This is a genomic window from Pseudophaeobacter profundi (genome assembly GCF_029697505.1).
Lineage (GTDB): Bacteria > Pseudomonadota > Alphaproteobacteria > Rhodobacterales > Rhodobacteraceae > Pseudophaeobacter > Pseudophaeobacter profundi.
Map to the genome: position 1 here is coordinate 87,996 of NZ_JARJEF010000004.1, position 12,626 is coordinate 100,621.

General features: G+C 60.0%; 9 protein-coding genes. 3 read left to right on the forward strand and 6 right to left on the reverse strand.

Going from position 1 to position 12,626, the window contains the following annotated elements; all coding sequences use genetic code 11:
* Positions 1 to 49: 49 nt before the first annotated feature.
* The 6 genes from P2081_RS08430 to purC form a co-directional block, all read right to left on the reverse strand.
* Positions 50 to 3,061 (reverse strand): Rne/Rng family ribonuclease, encoded by a 3,012-nt coding sequence (locus P2081_RS08430; protein WP_278922436.1) that lies wholly within the window; start codon positions 3,059 to 3,061, stop codon positions 50 to 52.
* A 668-nt stretch (positions 3,062 to 3,729) separates the two neighbouring features.
* Positions 3,730 to 5,067: a sigma-54-dependent transcriptional regulator gene (locus tag P2081_RS08435; protein WP_278922437.1), complete on the reverse strand. Its 1,338-nt coding sequence runs from the start codon at positions 5,065 to 5,067 to the stop codon at positions 3,730 to 3,732.
* A gap of 28 nt (positions 5,068 to 5,095) precedes the next feature.
* On the reverse strand, positions 5,096 to 6,868 hold the full coding sequence (locus P2081_RS08440; RefSeq protein ID WP_278922438.1) for a sensor histidine kinase: 1,773 nt from the start codon (positions 6,866 to 6,868) through the stop codon (positions 5,096 to 5,098).
* A gap of 36 nt (positions 6,869 to 6,904) precedes the next feature.
* Positions 6,905 to 7,573 carry a phosphoribosylformylglycinamidine synthase subunit PurQ gene (gene purQ / locus P2081_RS08445; RefSeq protein ID WP_232400939.1) on the reverse strand — a complete coding sequence of 223 codons (669 nt, stop codon included), beginning with the start codon at positions 7,571 to 7,573 and terminating at the stop codon, positions 6,905 to 6,907.
* Positions 7,573 to 7,803 carry a phosphoribosylformylglycinamidine synthase subunit PurS gene (gene purS, locus P2081_RS08450; protein WP_278922439.1) on the reverse strand — a complete coding sequence of 77 codons (231 nt, stop codon included), beginning with the start codon at positions 7,801 to 7,803 and terminating at the stop codon, positions 7,573 to 7,575. Before purS ends, purQ begins: the two co-directional genes overlap by 1 nt.
* A gap of 110 nt (positions 7,804 to 7,913) precedes the next feature.
* On the reverse strand, positions 7,914 to 8,675 hold the full coding sequence (gene purC / locus P2081_RS08455; RefSeq protein ID WP_027240575.1) for a phosphoribosylaminoimidazolesuccinocarboxamide synthase: 762 nt from the start codon (positions 8,673 to 8,675) through the stop codon (positions 7,914 to 7,916).
* A gap of 325 nt (positions 8,676 to 9,000) precedes the next feature.
* Between purC and P2081_RS08460 the strand changes: the two genes are divergently transcribed.
* The 3 genes from P2081_RS08460 (at position 9,001) to bmt (ending at position 12,577) form a co-directional block, all read left to right on the forward strand.
* Positions 9,001 to 9,303, forward strand: a complete 303-nt coding sequence (locus tag P2081_RS08460; RefSeq protein WP_278922440.1) for a DUF1476 domain-containing protein — start codon at positions 9,001 to 9,003, stop codon at positions 9,301 to 9,303.
* 156 nt (positions 9,304 to 9,459) lie between these two features.
* On the forward strand, positions 9,460 to 11,436 hold the full coding sequence (locus P2081_RS08465; protein WP_278922441.1) for a phosphatidylglycerol lysyltransferase domain-containing protein: 1,977 nt from the start codon (positions 9,460 to 9,462) through the stop codon (positions 11,434 to 11,436).
* 127 nt (positions 11,437 to 11,563) lie between these two features.
* The gene (bmt, locus tag P2081_RS08470; protein WP_278922442.1) at positions 11,564 to 12,577 is read left to right on the forward strand and encodes a betaine--homocysteine S-methyltransferase; all 1,014 of its coding nucleotides are present in this window, start codon (positions 11,564 to 11,566) and stop codon (positions 12,575 to 12,577) included.
* Positions 12,578 to 12,626 lie beyond the last annotated feature (49 nt).

The window sequence follows — 12,626 nt, forward strand, 5'->3', positions numbered from 1 at the left end:
CTAATGATCAAACAAGAAAAAGGCGGGCACTGCGGCCCGCCTCTCTGCATTATCCGATGGACCACCAGCCGCGCCGCTTGGGCTTGGGCGGACTTGTCGGCTCAGGCTCTGCTGCTACCGGTTCAGGCTCTGCCGCTACCGGTTCAGGCTCTGCCGCTACCGGCTCAGGCTTTGCTGCTACCGGTTCAGGCTCTGCCGCTACCGGCTCAGGCTCTGCCGCTACCGGCTCAGGCTCCGCCGCTACCGGTTCAGGCTCTGCTGCTACCGGTTCAGGCTTTGCTGCTGCGGGTTCAGGCTCCGCAGGCGATACCTCTGCAGACTCTGGCTTCGCTGAAACTTCAGCCGGGGCCACTGGCGCAGCATCAGCAACAACCGTTTCAGCAACCGCAACCTCCGCTGGGGGGGCGGCCTGCGCAGGTTCAGATGTGGCTGCGACCACCTCGGCAGGGGCGTCCTGCGCAACAGCGGTCTCTGCCTCCGCGGGCCTGGATTCGTTCACAGGTTCTGCGGTCTGCGCCTCTGTGACCTCTACCGTCGCGGCGTCTTGTGCCACAGCGGTTTCCTCATGGCTGGCTTCAGCTTCGGCAGGCACAGCGGCGGTCTCTTCGCTCTTCTTGCTGCGGCTGCGGCCACCACGGGTGCGGGTGCGGCGCTTGGGCTTCTTGCCCTCGGCGTCCTCCTCTTCAACGCTGTCAGACTTGTCCGCACTGTCGGATGTCGTCTCGCTTTCGGATTTATCCGCGCCATCAGCAGAGGCACCATAGTCAGACGTGTTTTCGCCGCCCTCTTCCCCGCCGTTTCCGGACTTGCGCCGACGCCGACGACGGCGCTTGCGTTTGGGCTTATCATCGCCATTGGCCTCTGCCGCAGCCTCGGGGGCTTCGCGGGTCTCAGCTGCCGCGCTGGCGCTTTCTTCCGGCAGCTCGTCCTCGTCGACCTCGTCCGCGTCGACCTCAGCCATGAGCGATGTATCCGCAGAAACAACCGGCGCCGCCGATACCGACACCACGCGGGTGGCAGTCTTGAATTTCTCGAGCGTGAAATCCGGGCTGACCAAAGAGGCATCGCCTTCGATGCGCACCGACAGACCATACCGCGCTTCGATCTGGGCGATATGCTCGCGCTTCTGGTTCATCAGGTAGTTTGCGATATCGATAGGACAGCGCACCAGAACCTCACGCGAACGTCGGCGGGTGCCCTCTTCCTCGATCTGGCGCAGGATCGACAGCGCCATGCTGTCGTCAGACCGGATCAAGCCTGTGCCGTGGCAATGTGAACAGGGCTGGGTCGTGGCCTCGATCATGCCGGGACGCAAACGCTGACGCGACATTTCCATCAAGCCAAAGCCAGAAATCCGGCCCACCTGAATGCGGGCGCGATCTGTCTTCAACTTGTCCTTCATCCGGTTTTCAACCGCAGTGTTATTCTTGCGCTCGTCCATATCGATGAAATCAATGACGATCAGACCGGCGAGGTCACGCAGACGCAGCTGACGGGCTACCTCTTCGGCGGCCTCCAGATTGGTGTTGAGCGCGGTTTCCTCGATAGAGGACTGCTTTGTCGCCCGACCCGAGTTCACGTCGATCGCAACCAGAGCCTCGGTGACACCAATCACGATATAACCGCCAGATTTCAGCTGAACGGTCGGGTTGAACATCCCTGCCAGATAGCTTTCGACCTGGAAGCGCGCAAAGAGCGGCAGGGTTTCCTGGTAGTTTTTCACGTTCTTGGCATGGGACGGCATGATCATCTTCATGAAGTCCTTGGCGATGCGGTAGCCGCGTTCGCCTTCCACCAGAACCTCGTCGATCTCGCGGTTATAAAGGTCGCGGATCGAGCGTTTGATCAGGTCGCCTTCTTCATAGATCTTGGCGGGTGCGACGCTTTTCAGCGTCAGCTCGCGGATCTGTTCCCAAAGCCGTTGCAGATATTCGTAATCGCGCTTGATCTCTGCCTTGGTGCGCTTCGCCCCGGCGGTACGCACGATCAGGCCCGCGCCACTGGGCACGTCCATTTCGGTTGCGATTTCTTTCAGCTTCTTACGGTCAACAGCATTGGTGATCTTGCGGCTGATGCCGCCGCCACGGGCAGTATTGGGCATCAAGACGCAGTAGCGACCGGCCAGCGACAGATAGGTGGTCAGCGCAGCGCCCTTGTTGCCACGCTCTTCCTTGACAACCTGCACCAGAAGAACCTGACGGACCTTGATGACTTCCTGAATCTTGTAGCGCCGGGGCCGTGGCTTGCGAGCTGGGCGAATGTCTTCGCTGTCATCCTCATCCGCGACCGATTCAATGCTTTCATCCTTGGTGGCGGCATCGGCACGGCTGTCAATCTCATCGGCGTCATCGCCGCCGTCAGTGCCCTCGTCAGAGGTTGTATCAGCAAGCTGTTCCTTGTCAGCGGTATCCGCAGCTTCCGCGCCGTTTTCGGCAGCCTCGACCTCGGGTTCAGCAACTGGGGCTTCCGCCACGCGTTCCATCGGCGAAGACCCCTCGGGAACCTCGGCCAGCTTGGTCGCTTCGCGGTCGCTGTCGTCCACCAGATCAATGGTTTCCATACCAGCGATTTCCGCCGCCGAAGTGTCGGCCACAGGTGTTTGTGCTGGCGTTTCGGCATTGGCTTCGCTGTCGGCGGGCGCAACCTCTTTGGTCTCTACCGCGTCGCCGGACGTGACCTTGGCCGCCTTGGAGCGCCCGGACTTGCGACCACGCGAGCGCGATCTCGACGGCTTCGCTTCGTCTTCCTCGTCACGCGCACGCAGGGCTTCTGCATAGGCGCGCTCCTCTTCCATCAGGGCTTCGCGATCAGCAATCGGGATCTGATAGTAATCGGGGTGAATTTCCGAAAAGGCCAGAAACCCGTGGCGATTGCCGCCATATTCCACAAAAGCCGCCTGCAGCGAGGGTTCAACCCGCGTGACCTTGGCCAGGTAAATATTGCCAGCTAGCTGGCGTTTGTTTTCAGATTCAAAGTCGAACTCCTCGACCTTGTTTCCGTCGACCACCACGACGCGGGTTTCTTCCGCGTGGGTGGCATCGATAAGCATCTTCTTTGCCATGTTTCCTTGATGCACCGGCCCTGCGCAGAGGCAAGCCCTCCCGATCCGGGGGGCCATGTCTGTATTGGGGGGTGTCTTGTCAGGGCGATTTGGGACGGCACACAGCAGGTGGCGGCCCAAGAACTTGCGTCCGGTCCTCTTGCCTGCATGCTCTTCGCTCGCGCGCGCGTCATCGCGTTACTTCTCCGACAGGTCGGGTATCCCGTTGCCTGCCTTGTTATCCCTCTTCGATTGGTCAAAGAGGCGCTTAGCTGCTCCGCACTACGTCGGAGCCAATCGGTCTGTCTTGCCTTTCTCGGCTCATGTCATGGTCGACGCGTGCCGATGTCTGATCATGCCGGACAAAAGGAGAGACAGCGAATCTCAATCACATGGAGCCCCCTTTGAGGGCGCTATTCCATCTTATCACCATAAGACCAGCGCTTGGGAAATGACAATGGGCATTCGTCAACAAGGCGCGTCGGCATGGTAAACAACAGGCTTAAAAGGCAAATTGATGAAATTTCAATGAAGGAACGCCAGCCGGACAGCGATATCCTGCCCGCTTCGCTGCGCTGAATTGTCAGATATCCCCTGCTTTACCCCCAGGACAAATCTCTGGGGCTAAGCAAAAAAGAGATCTTACCCACAAGCGAGTCGCACCTGCAGGCAAGATCTGCCAGTTCGTATCACCCCAAGTAGTCAGAGCGCTGCAGCGCGTATTTGGCCATCTTCTCGTTCAGGGTCCGGCGCGGCAGGCAGAGTTCCTCCATCACGCTGGCGATGGAGCCCTTGTGGCGCCGCATGGTATTGTCAATCAACATGCGTTCAAAGGCTTCGACATATTCCTTCAGCGGCTTGCCCTCGGTGGTCATCACCGGCTGCATCTCTTCGTGATCAGACATCAACAAAGACGCAATGGTGCCAGAGCCCCGCCGCGCCTGCAGCACCGCACGTTCCGCTACATTGATCAGTTGACGCACATTGCCCGGCCAGGGGGCCTGCAACAGCTGGGCGGCCTCCTGGGCCGATACCTGCGGTGCATCGCAGCCGTATTCATCGGCGAATTGATCGCAGAGCCGGGTAAACAGCGTCAGGATGTCTTCGCCGCGCTGGCGCAGCGGCGGCACCGTGATGCGCAGAGCGGCCAGACGGTAAAACAGATCCGAGCGCAGCGCGTCTTCGCAGGTCTTCCCCGCCTCCTGCAGGTTGGAAATCGCAATGATCCGCGTCTCTCCGGGCGTGCCCTGCTCATTGATCGCGCTCAGCAGCTTGGCCTGCAATGTCTCACTCAGCGCTTCGATCCCTTCCAGCACCAGGGTGCCGCCCCGTGCCTCTTCCAAGGCGGGCAGCAGGCTGTCTTCGGGCTGCATCGGACCAAACAGCCGTTTGGACAGAGCTTCTTCCTCAAGGGCGGCGCAGGAAATCAGGACAAATTTCTTGCCCGCGCGGCTGCCAACCGCATGCAGCGCATGGGCCACCAGGGTTTTGCCGGTGCCGGTTTCGCCGTCAATCAGCACATGACCATCCGCCTGCCCCAGATCCAGCAGATCTTCGCGCAGGCGCTCCATCACCGGGCTCATGCCGATGAGTTTTTTCATAATTTGGCCGCCATCCGATAATTCCCGGCGCAAGGCGCGGTTGTCCAGGGTCAGACGCCGCGCCCCGGTGGCGCGCTTGGCCAGTTCCGACATGCGATCCGGGTTGAACGGTTTCTCCAGAAAATCAAACGCGCCGACTCGCATTGCCTCTACCGCCATGGGCACATCGCCGTGGCCGGTAATCATGATCACTGGCAGGCCGCTGTCGCTGCCCATCAGCTTTTTCAGGAACTGCATGCCATCCATGCCTGGCATCTTGATGTCGGAAATGACGATACCGGGATAATCTGCACCCAGTTCCTTCAGCGCGTCTTCGGCACTGGCAAAGGTTTCTGTGTCATACCCCGAAAGCGCCAACCACTGGCTGATCGACTGACGCATATCCTGCTCATCATCAACAATCGCGATTTTCATGGCCTGTGCCATCAGACACCCCTTCTCTCGTTTCAAACCACTATTCAGCGGCTTCGATGCCGTCCACCAGGATCGGCAATTGCATTTCAAACACGGCACCGCCTTTTTGCCCATTCCGGGCTGCAAGCCGTCCACCCAGGTCGTTCACGATCCCAGAGGAGATGGCAAGCCCCAGGCCCACCCCATCGCCAGCCTGCTTGGTAGTATAAAACGGATCAAACAGACTGCCAAAATCTTCAATTCCCATCCCGTTGTCGCGCACCGTCAAGGTGGCGGTTTCGCCCGCCGCCAAGAGGATCTCAACCTCCGGTTCCTCTACTGATTTGGTGGCATCCAGGGCGTTGCGCAAGAGGTTGACCATAACCTGTTCCAATCGCATCCGATCTGCCATGACAAAAACCGGATCATCCGGCAGGATCCGGGTGATTTTAACATGGCGCTGACGCAGTTGGGGCTCCATCATCGACAGACTTGAAGCCAGCGCATCGCCAACGTTTACAGGGCTGAAGGCATCGCCGCCCTTGCGCGCATAGGATTTCAGCTGGCGGGTAATGGCGCCCATGCGTTCGATCAGGTCATCAATGCGACCAAAGGAAGCCAGCGCCTCTTCGGGGCGGTTGCGGGTCAGCAAGAGCCGCGCCCCCGCCAGATAGGTTTTCATTGCCGCCAGCGGCTGGTTCAACTCATGACTAACAGCGGCGGACATCTCGCCCAAGGCGGCAAGTTTTGAGCTCTGCGCCAGGCTTTGTTCAGCCACCGCGAGGGTCTTTTGCATTCGCTCACGTTCGGCGATTTCCCGCTGCAAACGCGCATTCAATACGCGAAGCTCCGCCGACTCACGCTGAAACAGCGCCATCCTAATCGCGGTTTTACGGCTCAGCGCATAGAAGGCCAGCGCCAGCAGGATGGCGAATCCCATGATTTCAAGCGCCAGAACCGCATTCACCTTTTCACGGATCGAGGCAAAGGTGGTGAAGGAGGTCAAGCGCCAGCCCTGAAATGGCACCCGCGTCTCCAGCCGCATAACCGCCTCGCCCTGCAAATAGGCATCCGGTGGCAAGGTGCTCCAGTCTGCGGTGGCCCGAATGGCACGCTGGATTGCGCTTTCAGGGGTTTGCAGGACCACTGCTTCGCTCTCGGTCAGACCGCGCCAACGCGCCTCGGTCGACAGGACGATATTGCCCTGGCTGTCGGTCACCATGACCGCATCCGACACCCCGGCCCAGGCGCGCTCAAACTTGCGCAGGTCCACCTCGATGACAATGACGCCCAGCAACCCCGAGGTATCGACGACGCGACGCGAATAGGTGAAGCGATAGCCGCCCACCTCGCGCTTGATCACCGAAAAGACCGTTGATCTGGCGCGGGCCGCATCAACAAAATAGGCGGCATTGCGATGGTTTTGGCCCAATCGATTGCGATTGGTCGCCGCCACGGTACGCCCGTCATTCGCCAGCAGCATGATGGAGTTGGCGCCGATTTCATCAATGAACGACATCAAGCGCTGCGTTGACAGGGAAAAATCGCGACTTTGCAATGCCGCGATCAGGGTCTGATCCCGCGCCAAAAGCTGCGGGACAATGGCATGGCGGCGCAGCTCGCTCACCAGGTTGCCAGAATATAGCGCCAGGCGCAGTTCCCCCCGGTTTCGGGTACTTTCGGTAAAGCGGTGGGTCAATTGCTGGTTAGTCACCCAGATGGTGACGGCAGCCACAGCCATGAACAGCACCAAGGCCAGCCGTGCGCCCCAGGGGATGGTGCGCGAGCCGGTTTCTTTGCGGATAATCCGTTTTGGCGTCTGCGGGGCATTCATAGGGAAACCCTATTCCCGCCACCGCAGGAGCTCAAGTCACGCAGGGGCGAGGATCCCGGCCAATGCGCGGAACACTGCCGTTCCATCCGTGCCGCCATGGCCGTCGTCCGCCGCGCGTTCAGGATGTGGCATCATACCAAGCACACGCCGGTTTTCCGACAGAATGCCGGCGATGTCGTCAACCGACCCATTGGGGTTGTCGCCATAGGTAAAGGCGATACGGTCCTGATCCTTCAGCGCCGCAAGAGTATCGGCATCGGCAAAATAGTTGCCATCGTGATGCGCAATCGGAATGCCAATCACATCGCCCTTGGCATAGCCTTGGGTAAAGACACTATCCGCAGTGGCGACCTGCAGATCCACCGTGCGGCAAATGTATTTAAGCCCGGCATTGCGCAGCAGTGCCCCCGGCAAAACGCCGGTCTCAGTGAGGATCTGGAAGCCGTTGCACACGCCCATGGCATAGCCGCCACGGTTTGCATGTTCGACGACCGCCTGACAAATTGGCGACTGGGCCGCGATGGCGCCACAACGCAGGTAATCCCCATAAGAGAATCCACCAGGAACCCCCACGATATCAATACCTTCAGGCAGGACACTGTCCTTATGCCAGACCATCGAGACATCAAAACCGGCCTGTTCAAAGGCAACTGCCAGATCGCGGTCGCAGTTGGATCCGGGAAATACGACAACGGCTGCTTTCATCACTTCATCTCGATGCTGTAGGATTCAATCACAGTATTGGCGAGCAGCTTTTCGCACATCTCGGTCACATCCGCCTCGGTGGCGCCTGCGGCCAGATCCAGGTCGATGACCTTGCCCTGACGCACGCCTTCAACCTTGTCGAACCCCATGGCGCCCAGTGCGTGACGCACTGCCTCGCCCTGCGGATCCAGAACCCCGTTCTTCAGCATTACATGCACCCGTGCCTTCATCGTGTCATTCCTCAGCTTCGATGGGAGCCGACCCCTGGTCGTGCCCTTTGCAGAAAAGTAGAACCCACCCCCGACCTATTGGCGGGAGTGGGGAAATTTGCCTCACCAGATCAGTTCACCAGCGTTGGCTTGCTAGGGGCTGGCGGGTTGTTCGGCATTACCCCCAGACGACGCGCCACTTCGCTATAGGCATCCGTCAGGCTGCCCAGATCGCGCCGGAACACGTCTTTGTCCAGCTTCTGGCCTGTCTCGATATCCCACAGGCGGCAGCTGTCGGGGCTGATCTCATCGGCCACCACCAGGCGCTGGAAATCACCATCATAGACGCGGCCAATCTCGATTTTGAAATCCACCAGACGAATACCCACGGCCAGCATCACCCCGGACATAAAGTCATTCACCCGCAGTGCCAGGCTCAGGATATCATCCATGTCCTGCTGGCTGGCCCAGCCAAAGGCCGCGATGTGCTCTTCGGTCACCAGAGGATCACCCAGGGCATCGTCCTTGTAGCAATATTCCACGATGGGCCGGGGCAGCTGCGTGCCCTCATCAATGCCCAACCGTTTCGACATGCTCCCGGCCGCATAGTTGCGCACGATCACTTCCAGCGGAATAATCTCGCAGGAGCGCACCAGCTGTTCGCGCATGTTCAACCGTTTCAGGAAATGCGTCGGCACACCAATCTGGCCCAGCCCCTTCATGAAATATTCGCTCAGCAGGTTGTTGAGCACGCCCTTGCCTTCGATCACGTCCTTCTTTTCGGCGTTGAAGGCCGTGGCATCATCCTTGAAATACTGCACAATTGTGCCAGGCTCGGGGCCTTCATACAGTGTTTTGGCTTTGCCTTCGTAGATCTTTTTGCGACGTGCCATGAGGAACCTTTCGAGGTAAAGGCCAGGAATCCCGGCCCGGTTTCTTGCCGCTCTCATAGGGCAAGGGGGGAATTGCTGCAAGTATCGTGGCGCATGGCAGCGGCCATTGTCCTGATTTGCCGCATTTCGCACCATTAAATCCTGTTTCGCACTGGGTGCGCAGCTGTGTCAGGCCAAGAACCACCGCCCCTGGCGGGTCTTTTGGCGCCTGGCCCCCACCTTTGAGCGAGGCGCAGGCATGGCAAAACCTGCCCCATTTCTTGCCCCGGCGCCACCGCGCCCCATATTCAAAGGGGCAGATCTGTTTCAGTGAAAGGGAAAGGACATGACCACATTTGACGAACGCGAACAGGCATTTGAAGCCAAGTTTGCCAAGGATGAAGAGCAGCTATTTCAGGCCCGTGCCCGCTGCCACAAACAGCTTGGCCTTTGGGCGGCGGCAATATTGGGCCACCATGGCGATGCGGCACAGGACTATGCCAATGCGCTTGTCGCGGCTGGACTAAAGAGCCACGGCAACCGCGATGTGCTGAATAGGATTGCCGCCGATATGACCGCCAGCCATAAATCAGCAATCACACCAGAAATCATCGAGGACAAAATGACAGAGCTTTTGTCGCAGTCCTGAGAGGACCGTTCGCCAAGGTGTAACGCATAGCTGGACGCAAGGCAGCAGCCCTGGTGCTGCTGCGATGCTGCACCATAGGTGCGATTAACGCGACAAAAACCAAAAGGTCCTATCCTGCCCTCTCTTCCCCTTTTTCGGGCTGATAGAAAGATCAAGATGCAGGACATTAAACTTCCCGGCGCTGCTGCTCTGGCACTTCATGTGCTACGTCTTTCCACGCCATTTGCCATGGCAGGCCTGTGTCTGTGGGTCTTGTCCGCGCGCATTGTACTGCCCACTGCGGCTGATATCGGCGGTTTACTGGGCGGTCTGCATCTGTGGCAATGGCTGGCGGCATGCGGCGCCACCGGTATCAGTTTCTGGGCGCTGGGGCGCTATGATTCCGTTGCCCATCGCCACTTGCAAACCGGGCTTGATGGCCCCGAGGCCCGCCAGGCCGGTATGGCGGCGATCGCCTTTTCTCAGCTGGTGGGCTTTGGTCTGCTGACCGGAGCCTACGCGCGCTGGCGACTGGTGCCCGGGCTCACCGTGATGCAGGCGGCACAGCTGACCGGGTTGGTCGGGCTGACCTTCATGGCAGCACTGGCGATGATCTGTGGGCTGGCGATGGTGATGTTTCCGGTCTTTGCCTGGTTCACCCCGGTTGGGTTGCTGCTGGTTGCGACCTCCCTTGTTGGTGCGATTGTCAGCTTTCTTGCGCCCAACCTTCGCCTTGGCACGATAACGCTGCGCTGGCCCTCGATCACCGCGATGGCGGCCCTGTGCACCTGGGCGCTGGTCGATGTGATGGCTGCGGGCAGCGCTCTTTGGGTTCTGTTGCCGCAGGGGCTTGATATCAGCTGGAGCACCCTTTTTGTTGTCTATGCCATGGCGCTGGGGGCTGCGATCATATCCTCGGCTCCCGGTGGCACCGGCCCGCTGGAGTTGACGATTTTCACCCTGTTGCCAGGGCACGACAGCACCGGGCTGTTAGCGGCACTTCTGGCCTTTCGCCTGATTTACTACGCCCTGCCCGCAGCGCTGGCCTGTGCCATGATGGGAATGCCGCACCGACTAACAACCATGCGCGCACCGCCGATTGATCCCGATCTGTTGGGGGCCCGGCACAGCCCCGCAAGCCTGCTGCCGCACCAGCGCAGCTGCGCCGAAGTCGGCATCATTCACCAGAATGGCGGCCATGTGCAGGCCTTTGGCTTTAACCAGCTGGCCCTGCTGGACAGCCCGCAGATCTCTGTCGCGCTGTTTGACCCGCTGAACGGCAACATCAGCGAAACCTTAAAGCCGCTGCGCCGCTATGCCCGTCAGCGCAATGCAATTGCTTGCCTTTACAAATGCTCTACCCGGAATGCACTCGCCGCCCGTCAGGCCGGTTGGGCGGTTCTGCGCATCGCCGCCGAAGCCGTCTTGTGCCCGCAGTCCTTTAGCGAGGAAGGATCCAGCCATCGCCAGTTGCGTCGCAAGCTGCGCCACGCAGAAAAATCAGGCATCACCGTGACCCCTGCCCCGGCACAGATGCCACTGGCGCAGATGGCCGCCCTGGACAAGGCCTGGCAGCTCCGTCATCGGGGGGCGCGCGGTACGACCATGGGGCGGTTCGAAGCCAACTACCTGGCTGCACAGCAGGTCTATCTGGCCTGGCAAAAGGGGCACCTCATCGGCTTTGTCAGCCTGCATTGTTGTGAAACAGAGTGGTGCCTTGATCTGATCCGACTCTGCCCAAAGGCGCCGGATGGCACAGGCCACGCCCTGCTGCGCGCCGCCATCGCTGGTGCCAAGCAAGAAGGCATCGCACGGCTCTCGCTCGCTGCGGTGCCGGATCACCGGTTTGCCACCCGGATGGACCCCGGCCTGCGCCGCTTCAAGGCCTGTTTTGCCCCACAATGGCAACCGCGCTATATGGCCTGCCCCAACTGGTGGGCGATGGTTCTGGCCGGATTGGAAATGCTGCGTCTGATTCACCGCCCCGGCGCAGTTCTTCCGACCGTTTTACCTGCTGCCGCGCGGCGGACTTTCAGCCCCACAATCAGCCCCACAATGGCCCTGCCCGGCGCCCCCAGCGACAGACCTGAATCGGAGACCGCCACAACAGGCTGGTTTGCGGCGCGAAAATCCGAAGAGATGCGCGCCTCATAATCAAGTTGAGCAAAAAGCAATTGCCCTCTATTTGCGCCCATGACAGAGCAGACACTACCACACCCTTTGCGCTTTGCGGCCCGAAACCCGGCGTTCTAACGTCCCCTCTTTGACAGGACATACCCCTATGACCACATTCTTTGCCAAGTTCCTTGCGGAAAAAGACGCCTTGCTGGCCGATGGCGCCACGGGCACCAACCTCTTTAACATGGGCCTGCAATCCGGCGATGCACCAGAGCTGTGGAATACGGATGAGCCCAAAAAGATCATGGCTCTGTATCAGGGGGCCGTGGATGCCGGCAGCGATCTGTTCTTGACCAACAGCTTTGGCGGCACAGCTGCACGTCTGAAACTGCATGATGCCCAGCGGCGTGTGCGCGAATTGAACCGCGCCGCGGCAGAACTGGGCCGCGAGGTCGCCGATCGTTCCAACCGCAAGATTGCGGTTGCGGGATCCGTCGGGCCAACTGGCGAGATAATGATCCCTGTGGGAGAGCTAAGCCATGAGTTGGCGGTGGAAATGTTTCACGAACAGGCCGAGGCCCTGAAAGAGGGCGGTGTTGATGTGCTCTGGCTTGAGACAATTTCCGCCCCCGAAGAATTCCGCGCCGCCGCAGAGGCCTTTGCCCTGGCGGATATGCCCTGGTGCGGCACCATGAGCTTTGATACCGCCGGGCGTACCATGATGGGGGTCACCTCGGCCGATCTGGCGCAGCTGGTCGAGGATCTGCCCAACCCACCGCTGGCCTTTGGGGCCAACTGCGGCACCGGATCGTCAGATATTCTGCGTACCGTTCTGGGCTTTGCCGCGCAGGGCACCGAACGGCCGATCATCTCCAAAGGCAATGCCGGGATTCCGAAATATGTCGAAGGCCATATCCACTATGACGGCACGCCCGCACTGATGAGCGACTATGCCGTGATGGCACGCGATGCCGGTGCCAAGATCATCGGCGGCTGCTGTGGCACCATGCCAGAACACCTGCGCCATATGCGCGAAGCCCTGGACACCCGCCCGCGTGGAGATCGCCCGAGCCTGGAACAGATTGTCGAAGCCCTGGGCCCGTTTTCATCTGCCAGCGATGGCACCGGCGAAGAGGCCACCCCAAGCCGTACCCGCCGTGGACGCCGCCGCAGCTGACACACCGGCAGATCCACCCCCTGCACACATCCATGAGGCAGCGCCAATG